The following is a 16,744-nucleotide window of genomic DNA, read 5'->3' as shown; positions in this document are numbered from 1 at the left end:
TGAGCATTGTGAATTATAAAAATATTGCATCATCCAAGATGTTTTTTTAATAACAGATTGATTTGCTCGGGATTTGCTTTCCCTTTAGTTTGTTTCATCGCTTGCCCGATAAAAAAAGCTAATAATTTCTCTTTACCGGCTTTGTATTCTGTAACTTGTTCGGGATATTGTTTGATTATTTGCTCAACTATTTCTTCCAGTGCCGAGTTGTCATTCTGTTGCTGGTAGCCTTCGCGTTCAATAATCGCATCGATATCTTTTTCACCTGTGCAAAGCATACTGAAAATATTTTTAGCAATACTAGAAGAGATTTTTTTCTCATGAATTTTGCTAAGAAAAGCAGCCATGGTTTTAGCTGAAATTGGTGGTGTTTCAAAGGTTAGGTTGTGTTCATTAAGAAAGGCGGCATATTGGCCTTTTAACCAGTTGATAATTGTTTTATCAGCAGCCGGACAAAGGGATTTAATTTTTTTGTAATATTGATAAGTGTCCGGTGATGATAATATGAAATTAATGTCTTCATCATTTAGGGACGGAGTGTTTTTTAATTCTTTGGAAATTGCTTCAGGCAAGTCCGGCAGGTTATTTTTAATCTCTTCAACTTGTTCTTTGTCAATATGAATTGGTAATAAATCAGGATCAGGAAAATAACGGTAATCATTTTCATTTTCCTTGCCTCTCATCGCCTGAGTTGTGTTATTGTCAGGATTGTAAAGGCGAGTCTCCTGGATGACTGACAGACCGCTTTCCAATATATCTTGGTGTCTTGCCTGTTCAAAAGCAATGGCTTTTTCAATAAAACGAAATGAATTCAGATTTTTAAGTTCTGTTCGTGTGCCTAAAACTGAGCTGCCTTTAGGTTTTATAGACAGATTGACGTCACACCGAAAAGAACCTTCTTGCATATTGCCATCGCATATTCCAAGGAATCTCACTAATTGATGCAGCGTTTTTAAATAATTAATCGCCTCTTCAGCCGAGTACAGGCAAGGGGTTGTGACTATTTCCAATAGTGGGGTACCTGCTCTGTTGAGGTCGATCCCGGTGTAATCAGTATGGGCATCGTGTAGGGATTTGCCAGCATCTTCTTCTAAATGAGCGCGTGCAATATGGACTGTTTTTTCCAGGTTATTACCAAGCTGTATATTTAAATAGCCATTAGTAACAATGGGTTTTTGATACTGACTGATTTGATAGCCTTTGGGTAAGTCAGGATAAAAATAATTTTTGCGTTCAAAAACAGACAAATCATTAATGGTTCCATGAATTGCCAAACCAAATTGGATAGCCATTATGATGGCTTGTTCATTTAACACAGGGAGAACACCAGGCAAACCAGCATCGATAAAACTCGTTTGCGAGTTAGGGGTGGCACCAAAAGCAGTAGATGCTCCTGAAAATAATTTTGATTTGGTTTTTAATTGAGCATGTACCTCAAGACCAATGACGGTATCCCATTCCATATATCACCTTTGCTTGTTAGGATTGGCTAAATGCCAGTTGGTGTGTTGCTGATAATGATGTGCGATTGCAAGCAAGCGGTTTTCACTAAAGTGCTTGCTCATTAATTGCAAACCAATTGGTAGTTTATTTTCAAAACCAGTTGGTATAGAAACAGCTGGTAGGCCTGCAAGATTGGCTGCTACAGTAAATACATCTGCCAAATAATTTTGTATGGGATCATCTATTTTTTCACCCAATTTAAAAGCGGTGGTAGGAGTTGTTGGCCCAAGGATAACATCTACTGAATTTAAAGTTGTAATTAATTCATCTCGAATCAAACGCCTCACTTTTTGTGCATGCAAATAATAGGCATCAAAAAAACCGGATGAGAGCACATGAGTTCCAGTTAGAATTCGACGTTTTACCTCGTTACCAAAACCTTCACTTCGAGAGTTAGTGATTAATTCAATTAAGGTTGATGCGGATTTGCTTCGGTGGCCAAATCTTATGCCATCATAACGCGAAAGATTTGATGAAGCTTCTGCGCAAGCTATAACATAGTAACATGGCACCCAAAGTGGCTGAAGTTTCAAGTCGATTTCAATTATTTCAGCCCCTAGATTCTCAAATAATTTCACAGCATCATGTATGGCATCCTGGATACCTTTTTCGACTTGAGGTTGAAAAAAGCAAGAAGGAAGTCCTATGCGTATTTTGTCTACTGGGTTTTTAATTTCTGCTGAATAATCAGGTATAACTCTATCAACTGACGTGGAATCTTTACTATCAAACCCCGCCATACAGTGAAGTATCATGGCCAGATCTTCAGCTGATTTCGCAAATGGTCCCGCTTGATCAAGGCTTGAGGCAAAGGCGACCATTCCGTATCGAGAGACTAATCCATAGGTGGGTTTTATCCCGCTAATCCCGCAAAAGGCTGCTGGCTGACGAATTGATCCACCGGTGTCAGAGCCAATTGCAAAAGGTACCAGATTTCCAGCAACCGCTGCTGCAGAACCGCCTGATGATCCACCTGACACTCTTTCTCTATCCCACGGGTTTTTTACCGAACCGAAGTAACTGTTTTCATTAGAGGATCCCATGGCAAACTCATCCATATTGGTTTTTCCAATAATAATTGCGCCATTTTGTTTAAATTTTGTGACGATAGTGGCATCATATGGGGCTTGAAAATTAGCCAGCATTTTTGAAGCACAAGTTGTATTTAATCGCTTTGTACAAAACAAATCCTTGAGAGCCATGGGGATACCAGTCAGTGGCTTTCCCTCCCCACTTTTTAGTACCAAATCAGCCGATTGCGCTTCTTTAAGAGCCTGGTCTTCATCAAGGCTGATGAATGCATTCAAGTCTTTATTGCTTTGAATTTTGTTAATACAGTGTTGTGTTAATTCAACACTTGAAAATTCTCGATTATGAAGAGCCTTTGATAATTGAGCCAGTGAGTAATGTTCCATTATTATTTATCCGATGATATCACCTTGGGAACCAAATATAAGTTATCCTCAAATAATGGCGCCATGGCTTCTAATTCAGCAAGACATTCCGCTTCAGTTACTTCATCTGGTCTTAAGCGTTGATTTAGTGCCAAAGGATGAAAAAGAGGTGCTATTTGGCTTGTATCTATTGTTTTGAGCTGGTCAACAAAATCCATGATCGCACTTACTTCTTGAGTCAATTTTGCAGAATGCTCAGAGTCTTCATTTAAATAAGCCAATTTTGAAATATTTTCAAGATCTTTAGCAGAGAGAGTCATGGTCATATCCAAATATAAGGGTTATACATTATAGCGGTATTGTTCTAAAAATGAAGTATTAGTTTAATTATCTTTTAGTCTGTTGAGCCAAGTTGCTTTCCTAGAGCCATGTTTAATCATGACTGCAGTCATGTCTTTTTTGAAGCAAGTTTTGCAATCTCTTCTGAAGACATAAAAAAGCAATGATATTGAAATGTTACAAGATTCTTGCAGAACAGTGGTTTTACAGTAGAATGAATATTTGTACGAATTAAATGATAGAGAATGGTATTCATGTTACAGCAATATAAAACTCTCGGTGGTGTTCATGTTGAGTTTTCTCAACAAGAGTTGGATTATCAACAAGGCATAGATTTTTTGCTTGAGAGCCTTGATTCTCAACGTGGGGCAGTATTTGCTTCGAGCTTTGAATATCCAGGACGCTATACTTGTTGGGACATGGGTTTTTATAATCCCCCATTAGTTATCATCTGCCAAAGTAATACCATCTGCTTTGAGGCATTAAATCAACGAGGCGAGATATTATTATCTTTTCTCTATCCGTTATTAAAAACAACAGATCTCTGGGAGGTAATTAGCCAAACGACCTCATTTTGTCAGTTAAAAATTAAATCATCAGACAAAGTATTTAGTGAGGAGGAGCGGAGCCATCAACCGTCAGTATTCAGTACAATTCGCCTCTTATTGAATTTTTTTAAAACAGATGAAGATTCATACTTGGGTTTATATGGTGCTTTTGGGTTTGACCTGATTTATCAATTTGAACAGTTGGAGCGGTGTAAATCAAGAAATGAAACACAGAGAGATATGGTCCTCTATCTACCTGATGAAATTTATATAGTAAATCATCGTAAGGAAGAAGCCTTTGTTAGACGATATGATTTTCAATATCAGGGGCGATCAACTCAATCTTTATCCAGAGAAGGAAAGTATTCACCATATCAACCTATCCATAAACCGGAAAAAAACTGTGATCACGAGCCAGGTGAATATGCCCAAGTGGTCAAAAAAGCTAAAGAAAAATTTTCCTGTGGTGATTTATTTGAAGTGGTTCCTAGCCAAACTTTCTATACTCACTTTGCTGAAAAGCCGTCAATTTTATTTCGCCAAATGCGAGAAATAAATCCATCGCCATATGGATTTTTTGTTAATTTGGGTGACGAAGAATATCTGGTAGGTGCTTCACCTGAAATGTATGTTCGTGTCCAAGGTAAAAGAGTAGAAACTTGCCCTATCTCAGGCACTATCAAACGGGGAGCAGATGCTATTGAGGATGCTCACAATATTCAGACACTTCTAGATTCAGAGAAAGAAGAATCAGAACTAACCATGTGTACCGATGTGGATAGAAATGATAAGTCAAGAATATGCGAAGCAGGGAGTGTGAAAGTCATTGGGCGTCGCCAAATTGAAATGTATTCTCGATTGATTCATACAGTTGATCATGTTGAGGGTGTTTTAAGAGATGGATTTGATGCAGTAGATGCTTTTTTAACTCATATGTGGGTTGTTACTGTGACTGGTGCGCCTAAAATTTGGGCTATGAATTTCATTGAACAACATGAGAAATCCCCGCGCAAATGGTATGCAGGAGCCGTAGGATGGTTTGGTTTTGATGGAAATTTAAATACTGGATTGGTCTTAAGAACAGTGCGAATAGAAAAGGGAACTGCAGAAATTAGAGTAGGCGCAACGTTACTTTATGACTCTATTCCTGAAGCTGAGGAAGAGGAGACGAGATTAAAGGCTTCTGCATTTTTAGACATTTTACAAAAACCATGGCAAAAGGCAAAAAAGAAGATAGAGAATATCCCCCTGGTAGGGGAAAATAAAAAAGTTTTACTTATCGATCATCAAGATTCCTTTGTTCATACTTTGGCAAACTATTTAAGGCAAACGGGAGCTGCGGTTACAACAGTTCGCTATGACAAGGCGATTGGCTATTTACAAAATAATCATTTTGATTTGATCGTATTATCACCTGGCCCTGGAAAACCGGTTGATTTTAAGCTTTCAGAAACAATTGATATGATACTCTCAAAGAACATACCAATATTCGGTGTTTGTCTGGGGCTGCAAGGAATTGTTGAGTATTTTGGAGGGGTTTTGGATGTTCTTGAATACCCTATGCATGGAAAATCTTCAGTAATTAGGGTATTAGATAACAAGGGGTTGTTCTCCGGTTTAGGCGATTGTTTTAAAGCGGGAAGATACCATTCACTCTATGCCAGAGCAGAGACCTTACCCAGTGAATTATTAGTTACCGCTGTAAGTGAAGATGATGTGATTATGGCAGTTTCTCATGAGCATTTACCTGTGCATGCGGTTCAATTTCATCCAGAGACAATTTTGTCTTTATCGGATCAAGTGGGTTTAAGAATAATCACCAATTTGATGAATATGGTGAAGGACAATGGGTAAAAAAATACTGATTTTATATTTTGTATCAGTTCTATTAGGGATATTAACAGGCGCAATTGCTTCATTATTCCAACTTACTATTCAACAGATGGATCATCTGCTGGAGCTATTATTTCATATCACAGAAAGTTATGGACTTCCTGTAGGAATCGTTTCTGCTATGATATCAATGATGATGTTATTTATTGCCTGGATGATGGTGAAGTACATCGCCCCAGAAGCAGCAGGAAGTGGTGTGCAAGAAATTGAAGGCACCTTGCTTCATGTGAGACCAATATTTTGGAAACGTCTGATACCAGTAAAATTTTTTGGGGGTGTGTTATCCATATCGGCAAAAATGGTTATGGGAAGAGAAGGGCCTACTATTCAGATGGGCGGTAACCTTGGACAGATGCTTGGAGAGTTGTTTCAACTTACACGCCGTCGCCGTGATACTTTAATAGCCGCTGGTTCTGCCGCTGGTTTGGCTGCAGCATTTAATGCGCCTCTGGCTGGTGTACTGTTTGTCATGGAGGAAATGCGTAACCAGTTTAATTATTCATTTACCAATTTTAAAATGGTCGTTATTTGTTGTGTTATGGCAACGATTGTTTTGCATCTTATTATTGGCTCACAACCGGCTATTCAAATGGAGGTTTTTGAACTACCTACACTGGGCTCTTTGTGGCTGTTCTTTGTTTTTGGAATATTAATGGGGTTGGCTGGTTTATTATTCAATGTCACACTCATGAGAACTGTTGGATGGTTGGATAAACAAAATCCCAAAAACAAAAAATATTATATTTTAGCTGTTGGATTTTTAGTCGGTTATCTGGCGTACTCCTATCCTGCTACTGTTGGGGGTGGTTATGTTATCATCAGTGAAGCACTGACTATGTCACCTGCATTTAGCGTGTTATGCAGTCTTATTGTAATCAGGTTTATCATGACCATGTTATCCTATTCAAGTGGCGTACCTGGCGGTATCTTTGCACCAATGCTGGCTTTGGGAACACTATTTGGATTAGGTTTTTTCCATTTATTTCAATGGTTGAGTATGGATTTTTCAATTGAACCTGGTATGTTTGCAGTTGCAGGTATGGGAGCGCTTTTCGCAGCTGCAGTAAGATCACCAATTACTGGTGTGGTATTGGTTGTTGAAATGACAAAAAATTACTCTCTAATTCTACCCCTTATGATCTCCTGCATTACTGCAACGATTGTGGTGCAATTAGCACGTAATGAGCCGATTTACACTCAATTGTTAGAGCGAACTTTACGGCTCAATGCAAAATGAGTCTAAATATCTCAATATGTATTGATAGTTCAGCTATGGGGAATAAGGATAAAAGTAAGAAGAGCTCTTGATTTATCTACCAAAAACACGAACTCACTGGACATTGCCAAGGCAGCTTTGGAAGAGTCTGTGCATATAATATTGAGCTCATGAGAAATTGATGAGGCATAGCATTACTTACCTACGCGAATGACTATTTTTCCGAAATGAGAACCTTGTTGCATACGTTGCAGCGCTGTTTCTATTTGATTTAGATCAAGTTCCGAGTCAATTACTGGTTTTATCTTGTCATTTTCAAATGCATTAAACCAATGATCATGAGCCAATTTCCAAAGCCTTGCTTTTTCTTTGATGCTTTGCGATCTGAGTACAAATCCAATGATGTGCAACCTTTTTTGCATAAGCAAAGCCAGACTGCATTCTACTTTGCTTCCTTTGAGGCAAGCAATTTGGATTAATTTACCCTGAGGCTTCAGTAAATGTAAGTGTTTGTTAAAATAATCACCACCGACAAAATCGATGATCAAATCAACAGAATTGTCCTCAATTAATAATTCAAAATCTTGTTCTTTGTAATGAATGACTTGATCGGCGCCCAGGGCAAGAGCCTTTTCTATTTTACTGGAATCACCGACTGTGGTTATCACTTTAGTGTTTGTTAATTTAGCCATTTGTATGGCTAATGAAGCTATTCCGCTTCCAGCGCCATGGATCAATAATGTTTGTCCAGCACTTAAGGCACCTAAATCGTACAATGTAGCATAGACTGTCGTTAATGCTTCCGGGAGCGCTGCAGCCAATGAATAATTCCAATGAGAAGGAATATGATGAGCTAAAGAAGCGTCTACTGGACAGATTTCAGCATAACCTCCACTCCCGACAAGACCGTAAATTTTATCACCCGGTTTAAATTGTTTTACCTTGGAACCAGTGACGATTACTTCTCCAGCTACTTCTAGTCCAGGTATATCGGATTCTCCTGGAGGAGGGGGATATTTACCATATTTTTGCATCAAATCAGCTCTATTCAAGGCTGTGGCTTTGACACGCACAAGAATTTGAGATTCATTAAAACCAGGATTTGGACCTTCGACAAGGGTTAATTCACTATGAGGTCCTGGATTATTAATCTGTATGTAATGCAAGATAAGATCCTTTTTAAGGTAAGAATGCATAGTATGATAATTTACTATATTATATCTTTTACAACTCGCATAATGATTTAAAATCGATATAATTTTATTTTAAACTATTGCGATGATAATTATCATTTTAACAACTACATGGTTAGTTAATGTCTAAATTTAATCATCAGCGTTTGTTTGCCTGGCTATTTATAGTCCCTCAGCTAATTGTCACTATTATTTTTTTTATTTGGCCTGCTTGCAGCGCATTATTGCAATCCTTTTTTTATACTGACGCATTTGGTTTGCATAAGAATTTTGCCGGATTGACCAATTTTTTTGACTTATTCCTTGATCCCGGTTATGCAAAAGCCATATGGGTTACTTTTATAATTGCGATTAGTGTGACGCTTATCACTATGAGTTTAGGTCTTTTAATGGCTACTTTAATAAATTACAGAGGAAAAAGCCAAGGAGTTTATAAGACTTTGTTGATATGGCCTTATGCAATAGCCCCTGCTGTTGCTGCAATACTTTGGCGGTTTTTATGTCATCCAACTTTAGGATGGTTAACTCAGGTGCTTGAGTATTTGGGAATTCATTTTAATTATGTCAACGACGCGAATCAGGCTTTGCTTGTTGTCATTTTAACCGCCAGTTGGCAGCAGTTTAGTTACAATTTTTTATTTTATTTTGCTGCGCTTAAAGCAGTTCCTCAGACATTAATTGATGCAGCAATCATGGATGGGGCCAATACATGGCAACGATTCTGGCAAATAATTTTCCCAATCCTGTCGCCCACTACCTTTTTTCTGTTAATAATGAACCTGATTTATGGTTTTTTTGATACATTTGGAATTATTCAAGTCATGACACACGGAGGTCCTGGTAATAGCACAACTAATTTAATCTATAAGGTGTATGAAGACGGTTTTGAGGGAATGGATTTGGGAAGTTCATCAGCCCAATCTGTATTACTGATGCTTATTGTAATTGCAGTTTCCTTGTTACAATTTAAATACCTTGAGAAAAAGGTTCATTACGAATGAGACAATTTAAACGTTTGGGGTCGCATGGGTTAATATTGTTATTTATAGGATTAATGATGGCTCCTTTGTATTTGGCTGTAGTTGCTGCAAGTCATGAAGGAACGGTCATGATGCATTCTCAGTTGCCATTGATTCCAGGGACCTCATTTTTCAAAAATATTAAAAGTGTGCTGACTGAAGGTTTAGCTGTCACTGGAGGTGAGCCTATCACTTCCATGCTTGTAAATAGCTTATTCATGGCATTTATCATTGCAGTGGGTAAGATCATTTTGGCTCTGGGATCTGCTTTTGCATTGGTATATTTTGATTTTTCTTTTAAAAAGTCTTGTTTTGCCCTGATATTTGCAACGATGATGTTACCAGTGGAAGTAAGAATAGTCCCTACTTTTCAAGTGGTTGCTTCATTTGGCCTATTGAACTCATTTTCTGGTTTAACCTTGCCATTATTGGCATCAGCTACTGGAACATTTTTATTTCGTCAGTTTTTTAAAACCATATCTAAAGAACTGGTTGATGCTGCTAAATTAGATGGCGCAGGTCCATTAAGATTTTTTATTGATATCGTGTTACCCTTGTCAAGAACTCAAATTTCCGCCTTGTTTGTAATCTTGTTTGTCTATGGGTGGAATCAATACTTATGGCCTTTGGTCATCACGACAGAAACTAAAATGACAACTATTGTGATGGGAATTCGGTATTTGGCAGGCGTAGCGGATCAAGTACCGGAGTGGCACTATATTATGGCCGTCGCATTGATAGCTCTTGTGCCGCCTTGTATGGTGGTTATGGTGATGCAACGTTGGTTCGAAAAGGGATTGAAATAATGGCAACACTGAATTTGATCGAGGTGTCAAAACAGGTCGGAGAAACAACCATTTTGAATCGAATTAACATTGATATAAAGAAAGGCGAATTCATGGTTGTTGTTGGCCCATCAGGTTGTGGCAAATCTACTTTGTTACGATTGATAGCAGGACTTGATGTTTTAAGCTCAGGTAAAATACTTATTAATAATCAATGCGTTAATGATACCGAAGCCGCAAAAAGGGATATGGCGATGGTGTTTCAAAATTATGCCCTTTATCCTCATATGACGGTCTTTGATAATATGGCTTATGGTTTAAAGTTGAGGCGCTTCAGTAAAGCAGACATTAATCAAAGAGTGACCGAAGTAGCTAATTTATTGCATTTGACTCCATATCTGGACAGAAAGCCGCAAGCACTGTCTGGTGGACAAAAGCAGAGAGTAGCAATGGGTAGGGCTATTGTGCGGTCTCCAGCAGTTTATTTATTTGATGAACCATTATCAAATCTGGATGCAAAATTAAGAACTGAAATGCGACATGAAATTAAACGATTGCATCAACAATTTAATACGACCAGTTTATACGTTACTCATGATCAAACCGAAGCGATGACTATGGCTGATAGAATTCTGGTGCTTAATCAGGGGGAAGTTGAGCAAATTGGAACGCCACAAGAACTGTATCAAAGTCCGGCTACGCAGTTTGTAGCTGGTTTTACCGGGCACTATCCTATTAATTTTATTTCTGGCAAATACGATAAAAAAACGGATAGTATTTATACCGAAATAGGTATAGTTTATTCAGCACCCAATTGGCTTCATTCTGTCGATGACAATGCAGATCTTATCGTGGCAATTCGCCCCGAACACATTCAACTATGTTCCAGTCAGAGTCAAGATGCAGTTGAACTTCATGTGGAATTTGTTGATGATATGGGGGCTGATAAATTGATTCAGGCGAAATGTCTAAAAAATAATAAACAGATTAATTTGAGAATTTCAGCAGAGCAGATGGTCTCAAACAGACAATTACATGTAGAGCTACCCAAATTGAAATTGCATGTATTTGATGAGAGAACAGGAAAACGTGTGGGAGAGTGGCGTGGCTAAAGAAAAAAATAAATTAAAACCGATTGATGCTCCTATCTATAGTTATTGGCAAGCGCTGTATATGTCTTTTTATTCAAAGAGGCTTTTTGTTGATGTAGGAAAACATTGGCGTGGAATTGGTTTGATTTATCTATTATTGGTTATTGCTATTTGTTCAATACCGTTTTCTATAAGAATTGCTTCTGATTTTAATAAAACGTTTAATCAGCAAATCATTGAACCTTTGCTGCAGCTGCCAACTGTTTATGTACAAAAAGGTAATGTTATTTTTGATAAACCAATGCCCTATTTAATCAGAAATGATAAAAATCAAGTGGTAATAATTATAGACACAACAGGTAAAGTGGTAGATTTCACAGAGGAGTATCCTTACCTTAATATTCTGATTAAGAAAAATAGTATTAATTTCTTATTGCCAACACCAGAATTATTGGGTAGCAGCCCAGTAAATGAACAGAAAGGAGTTCCTATTGTTCAGCCATTAGATAAAGACATGAATGTGGTATTTGATGGCAAAAAAATTATTCAGGATAATGCGATTAGTGGTTTGAAATATGCCTCTCAATTGATGATATATCCAATAGTGGTTGCTATTTTATATTCGATTATGGTGACTGTTTTATTGGTCATTGCCTTTTTAGGACAAGTATTTTCCAAAATCTTTTTTTCGTTCACTATATCCTTTAAAAAATCCAGCCGACTGTTAATGGTCGCATCAACGCCAATGTTAGTAGTTTTGGTAACCATGTTATCACTTCATTTTATTTTTCCAGGATTTGGAGTGATTTTGTTGATATTATTGGCAGCCTATTACAGTTACGGTATCTATGGTCTCCGAGATGAAAGCAGGAAAATGGTGCTCAAATGAGAGAATTAATCCATTTTGCTCATGGCAATGGATTTCCATCATTATGTTACAAACAGTTATTAGAGCAGCTGGAAACTCGTTTTGACTGTTGTTTTATAGATAAAATTGGCCATGATCCTGATTATCCTGTCGGAGAAAACTGGCATAACCTGGTTGCTGAGATCATTGCAAGCATTAAACGACAAGCAGAGCAGCCAGTGATTGCAGTTGGCCATTCTTTGGGAGGGGTTTTGAGTTTGCTCGCTGCGATAGAGCAACCGAAATTATTTAAAGCGGTCATTATGCTAGACTCGCCTCTCATTGGTGCTTTTAAATCAAGCATGGTGAGATTGGCTAAGGCTTTAGGTATCATAGACAGAGTAACCCCTGCTTTTAGAACAAAGAAAAGGCGTGAGCATTGGCAAAACTATGAACAATTAATTTCCTATTTAAAAACCAGGGATTTATTTAAAACATTTACAGAAGAATGCTTGAATGACTATATTAAATATGGTTTGCAATATAAAGAGGACGGATACTATCTGCGTTTTGACAGGCATGTTGAATATCAAATATATAGAACAATTCCGCATGTTATTCCTCGTTATAAAGGTAAACTTATAGTTCCCGCCGCATTAATCTATGGTGACAAGAGTACTGTAGTTGATAGAATGGACATTCGATATATGAAAAATCATTTTAATGTAAAATGTTTTAAAACTATGGGTACACATTTATTTCCAATGGAGCACCCTAAAGCTGTTGGAAAGCAAGTTATAGAAGTTATTGATGCTATAATTTGATTAGACGTCTTAACTGGTTTGCAGATTTTGTTATCGAGAAAGAAGTCTATTAAATTCTTTCATTTGGATTAGCCTATAATAAGGAGAATGTTGTGTCAGAACTTATATTAATACTAGCAGCAATTGGTGTGGCTGGAACGTTATTAACCCGACATGCATCGATATCTGTATGGGCTATTAGTTATACCATTTTTCTTGGCTTGGTTTTGCAATTCAGTTCTCCTGGTTTGTTGTCGCAAATCGTCTTATGGGCAATCGAAGCTGTACTGGTTTTAGGCTCCATTAAGCCTTTAAGAAGAGAAGTACTATCGAAACATTTGTTTCAAATAATTAAAAAAACGATGCCTTCCATGTCTATTACTGAGAGAGAGGCATTGGAAGCAGGTACAGTGAGTTGGGAAGGAGATTTATTTAGTGGTAATCCTAATTTCTCTCTTTTGAGGAATGCTCCAACTGTTGCATTAACTGAAGAAGAGCAGGCTTTTATAGACGGCCCTGTCAGTACCCTCTGTGAAATGTTAGATGATTGGGATATCACTCATAATAGAACGGATCTTCCCCCCGAAGTTTGGCAATTTATAAAAGAGAATCGTTTTCTGGGAATGATAATTCCAAAGCAGTATGGTGGACTTGGTTTTTCCGCTACTGCTCAGATGTCAATTTTGGTAAAAATCTATGGCCGTTCTATTACTGCTGCTACAACTATTTCAGTACCTAATTCACTGGGGCCTGGTGAATTACTTTTAAAGTATGGGACAGAAGAACAAAAAAATTATTATTTACCAAGATTGGCCGATGGAAGGGAGATTCCATGCTTTGCCTTGACAGGACCTAATGCTGGTTCGGATGCGGCCTCTATACCTGATAAAGGTGTTGTTTGCCGGCAGGAGTTCAATGGTGAGCTCATATTGGGAGTTCGTTTGAATTGGGACAAACGATATATTACCTTGTGCCCGGTGGCGACAGTTATTGGTTTGGCTTTTAGAATGTTTGATCCCGACAACTTGCTAGGCAAAGGTGAAGACATTGGTATTACTTGTGCGCTTATTCCTGCAACTACTCCGGGGATCACAAAAGGGCGCAGGCACTTCCCTTTAAATACAGGGTTTATGAATGGTCCAACTCAAGGCAAAGATGTTTTTATTCCGCTTGATTATTTGATCGGCGGTGCTTCTATGGCTGGTCAAGGGTGGCGAATGTTAATGGAGTGTTTAAGCGCGGGTCGTGCAATCTCTTTGCCATCAAGCGCCAGTGGAGGTGCACAAGCCGTTGCATTAGCATCTGGTGCCTATGCCAGAATCCGTAAACAATTCAATCAACCAATCGGCAAGTTCGAGGGGATAGAAGAACCTCTTGCCAGAATAGCCTCAGCTGCTTATATCATTGATTCTTCTTTAACTATGGCAGCAGCGGCTATAGATAATGGAGCAAAACCTTCTGTCGCAGGGGCTATTTTAAAGTATCATACTACTGAAAGAGCGAGACAACTTGCACTGGATGGAATGGATATACATGGTGGTAAAGGGATATGCCTTGGTCCAAATAATTATATTGGAAGAGGATATCAAGGTTCTCCTATTGGCATTACGGTGGAAGGGGCCAATATTTTAACCAGAAGCTTAATTATATTCGGGCAAGGAGCGATACGTTGTCATCCTTATGTTTTCAAGGAGTTAGAAAGTATTAGAAATAATGATTTAGTTGCGTTTGATGATTCCTTTTTTGCCCATGTGGGTTTTGTTATTACTAATTTTACAAAGTCACTTATTTTTGGATGGACCGATGCTCGTTTTAGCAAGTCTCCAGCCAGTTCTGTAAAAAGATATTATCAATTAATTCATAAGTACAGTTCCAATCTGGCTTTTTTAGCAGATTTTTCAATGATTGTATTAGGTGGTGAGTTAAAGCGAAAAGAAAAATTATCGGCACGCTTAGGTGACATGCTGAGTTGTTTATACATGGCATCCGCTGTTTTGAAACGATTTTACGAAGACGGAGAACCTCGTGCTGATTTACCTGTTGTTCATTGGAGTTGTCAGCAGTTATTGCATGAGTGTGAAACCGCTATGCATGGGGTAATCATTAATTTTCCGGCACGCTGGGCAAGAATTGTTTTATCGTTAATTCTAAAACCTCTTGGCAACAGAAGGCATAAACCGGATGATAAATTGGGTCATAAGGTAGCAAGAATACTGATAGAGCCTAATGAAACAAGAAATCGAATCACGAGATTGGTTTATAAGAAGCCAGGGGATAATTGTCCCTTAGGAAGGATGGAGGAAGCATTTCATAAGATTTGTGCAGTTGAAGAGCTAGAGCGCAAAGTGATGAAGGCTGTTAAAGATAATATCCTTCATTCATTGACTTTCCAGGAGCAAATATTGGAAGCGCTTGAGCATCAAATATTGACTCCAGTTGAAGCGAAACAACTAGAGGAGGCTGAGAAGGCCAGACAGGATGTTATAAGGGTAGACGATTTTGCTGATGAAGAACTACGTCGTCCCTCGTCACTTGGTGAGAAGGTAAAGTCAGAAAAAAAGATTCCAGCCAGGGATGACATGGAAACTGAAACAGCTTAATTTATACTAGATTCTTTTCTATAATGCTGAATAGAATTACATGATGTAATTCTATTCAGCAATTAGAGTCAGGCTAATCATTCCCATATGTTTTTATCGATTTTGGTTTTAATCAATTGATCTTTACAGGCAGAGTCATTAAGAATGAGTTTAACTCCCATGCATGTAATGCTTAACTCATTTAGGTATTTTATTTAAAGTTTTTTGAAATATTCTTGAAGGAGATTATGTTTTAATGCGTATGTTAAGCAGGCAGGTAAACTACATTATTTGATAGTGTAATAATACCTATAAGTATAAAAAACTTAATAGAATTATGAGTTGCTGTCTTCCAATGCTTTATCTGGCATTGTAATGTTTAGCTCAAGAACGGCACTATCTTCCATGCGCTCCAGATTAACACTCACTTGATCTCGGCTTATATTCACGTATTTTGCTATAACCGCAAGAATTTCTTCTTGCAGCTTAGGCAAATAGTCTGGTGTATTGCGTTGAGAACGCTCATGAGAAATGATGATTTGTAAGCGTTCTTTAGCAACAGAAGCGGTTGAGGCTCTTCTGCGTAAGTAATTGAAGATACTCATATTGTCACTTCCTCCTTGTTTTTACTGAATAAGCGACGAAATAGTCCTTTTTTATCAATACTTATAAATCGCATTGGTCTTTCTTCGCCCAAAAAGCGTGCTATGGCGTCTTGATAAGCAATGCCCGCATCGCTTGATTCATCCAGAATAACTGGCGTACCAGTATTGGATGCTTTAAGAACCGATTTGGACTCAGGTATAACACCGATTAAAGGAATAGCTAATATTTCCTTTACATCAGTTACAGACAACATTTCACCTCGTTCTACTCGCTCAGGATCATATCGTGTCAATAACAAGTGCTCTTGAACAGGTGCTTTATTTTCTATAGCTCTTTTTGTTTTGCTGGCCAGTATTCCCAGAATTCTATCTGAATCTCTAACAGAAGAGACTTCAGGATTAGTAACAACAATGGCATGATCAGCAAAATACATTGCCATAAGTGCTCCAGTTTCAATTCCAGCAGGGGAGTCACAAATAATGAAATCAAAATCTTTTGCTAGCTCATTGAGAGTTTTTTCTACTCCTTCCAGAGTTAGTGCGTCTTTATCACGAGTTTGTGATGCGGGCAGTATGCAAAGGTTAGGGATCCGTTTGTCTTTGATGAGAGCTTGGTTTAAGTTGGCTTCACCATTGATGACGTTGATGAAGTCATAAACTACACGTCTTTCACAGCCCATAATGATATCCAGGTTTCTTAAACCGATATCAAAATCAATAACAACAGTTTTATGCCCTAAGAGTGCAAGTCCCGAAGAAATCGCTGCTGATGAAGTAGTTTTACCTACTCCGCCTTTCCCAGATGTAATTACTATTATTTTAGCCAACGCTGAACCCTTCCTATTTTTTTCGATTCAACACAATATTTAACCAACAGTTTACACGTTATTCATTCATTAATTCAAGTTATCCAAAGCTTAATTGTTATA

Annotated in this window: 14 protein-coding genes; 8 read left to right on the top strand and 6 right to left on the bottom strand. The window is 38.0% G+C overall.

From position 1 onward, the window contains the following. Positions 1-29: 29 nt before the first annotated feature. Genes gatB through gatC form a run of 3 tightly spaced genes read right to left on the bottom strand, consistent with a single transcriptional unit; the run spans position 30 to position 3,217 of the window. Positions 30-1,463, bottom strand: coding sequence for an Asp-tRNA(Asn)/Glu-tRNA(Gln) amidotransferase subunit GatB (gatB, locus tag LPG_RS08700; RefSeq protein WP_010947463.1), 1,434 nt, complete (start codon positions 1,461-1,463; stop codon positions 30-32). 3 nt (positions 1,464-1,466) lie between these two features. Further along, positions 1,467-2,918, bottom strand: coding sequence for an Asp-tRNA(Asn)/Glu-tRNA(Gln) amidotransferase subunit GatA (gene gatA, locus LPG_RS08695; RefSeq protein WP_010947462.1), 1,452 nt, complete (start codon positions 2,916-2,918; stop codon positions 1,467-1,469). A gap of 2 nt (positions 2,919-2,920) precedes the next feature. Continuing rightward, a complete protein-coding gene (gatC, locus tag LPG_RS08690; RefSeq protein WP_011214003.1) occupies positions 2,921-3,217 on the bottom strand; it encodes an Asp-tRNA(Asn)/Glu-tRNA(Gln) amidotransferase subunit GatC in 297 nt (98 codons plus the stop codon). 273 nt (positions 3,218-3,490) lie between these two features. On the opposite strand from gatC, the gene LPG_RS08685 reads away from it, so the two are divergent. Further along, complete coding sequence (locus tag LPG_RS08685; RefSeq protein WP_015444420.1) at positions 3,491-5,638, top strand: anthranilate synthase component I; 2,148 nt, start codon at positions 3,491-3,493, stop codon at positions 5,636-5,638. Then, positions 5,631-6,914, top strand: coding sequence for a H(+)/Cl(-) exchange transporter ClcA (clcA, locus tag LPG_RS08680; protein WP_010947459.1), 1,284 nt, complete (start codon positions 5,631-5,633; stop codon positions 6,912-6,914). Before LPG_RS08685 ends, clcA begins: the two co-directional genes overlap by 8 nt. A 173-nt stretch (positions 6,915-7,087) precedes the next feature. Here clcA and LPG_RS08675 read toward each other — a convergent pair whose 3' ends face one another. Then, the gene (locus LPG_RS08675; protein WP_010947458.1) at positions 7,088-8,089 is read right to left on the bottom strand and encodes an NAD(P)H-quinone oxidoreductase; all 1,002 of its coding nucleotides are present in this window, start codon (positions 8,087-8,089) and stop codon (positions 7,088-7,090) included. Positions 8,090-8,208: 119 nt separating this feature from the next. Between LPG_RS08675 and LPG_RS08670 the strand changes: the two genes are divergently transcribed. From LPG_RS08670 to LPG_RS08645, 6 genes are all read left to right on the top strand, one after another. Continuing rightward, the gene (locus tag LPG_RS08670; protein ID WP_010947457.1) at positions 8,209-9,087 is read left to right on the top strand and encodes an ABC transporter permease subunit; all 879 of its coding nucleotides are present in this window, start codon (positions 8,209-8,211) and stop codon (positions 9,085-9,087) included. Further along, positions 9,084-9,911, top strand: coding sequence for a sn-glycerol-3-phosphate ABC transporter permease UgpE (gene ugpE / locus LPG_RS08665; RefSeq protein WP_015444422.1), 828 nt, complete (start codon positions 9,084-9,086; stop codon positions 9,909-9,911). The genes LPG_RS08670 and ugpE overlap by 4 nt, the downstream gene beginning before the upstream one ends. Further along, a complete protein-coding gene (locus LPG_RS08660; protein ID WP_010947455.1) occupies positions 9,911-11,002 on the top strand; it encodes an ABC transporter ATP-binding protein in 1,092 nt (363 codons plus the stop codon). The genes ugpE and LPG_RS08660 overlap by 1 nt, the downstream gene beginning before the upstream one ends. Beyond that, complete coding sequence (locus LPG_RS08655; protein ID WP_010947454.1) at positions 10,953-11,870, top strand: DUF1189 family protein; 918 nt, start codon at positions 10,953-10,955, stop codon at positions 11,868-11,870. Before LPG_RS08660 ends, LPG_RS08655 begins: the two co-directional genes overlap by 50 nt. Further along, positions 11,867-12,652: an alpha/beta fold hydrolase gene (locus LPG_RS08650; RefSeq protein ID WP_010947453.1), complete on the top strand. Its 786-nt coding sequence runs from the start codon at positions 11,867-11,869 to the stop codon at positions 12,650-12,652. Before LPG_RS08655 ends, LPG_RS08650 begins: the two co-directional genes overlap by 4 nt. A gap of 92 nt (positions 12,653-12,744) precedes the next feature. After that, positions 12,745-15,231, top strand: coding sequence for an acyl-CoA dehydrogenase (locus LPG_RS08645; RefSeq protein ID WP_010947452.1), 2,487 nt, complete (start codon positions 12,745-12,747; stop codon positions 15,229-15,231). Positions 15,232-15,545: 314 nt separating this feature from the next. Here the strand turns inward: LPG_RS08645 and minE are convergent, their stop codons facing one another. Together minE and minD are read right to left on the bottom strand one after the other, a co-directional pair. After that, the gene (gene minE / locus LPG_RS08640; protein ID WP_011213993.1) at positions 15,546-15,815 is read right to left on the bottom strand and encodes a cell division topological specificity factor MinE; all 270 of its coding nucleotides are present in this window, start codon (positions 15,813-15,815) and stop codon (positions 15,546-15,548) included. Then, positions 15,812-16,642, bottom strand: a complete 831-nt coding sequence (gene minD, locus LPG_RS08635) for a septum site-determining protein MinD (RefSeq protein WP_010947451.1) — start codon at positions 16,640-16,642, stop codon at positions 15,812-15,814. The genes minE and minD overlap by 4 nt, the downstream gene beginning before the upstream one ends. Positions 16,643-16,744 lie beyond the last annotated feature (102 nt).

Source organism: Legionella pneumophila subsp. pneumophila str. Philadelphia 1, assembly GCF_000008485.1.
In the GTDB taxonomy this organism is placed as follows: domain Bacteria; phylum Pseudomonadota; class Gammaproteobacteria; order Legionellales; family Legionellaceae; genus Legionella; species Legionella pneumophila.
The sequence above is the reverse complement of the archived record's forward strand: the minus strand, read 5'-3'. Positions and strand labels throughout refer to the sequence as shown.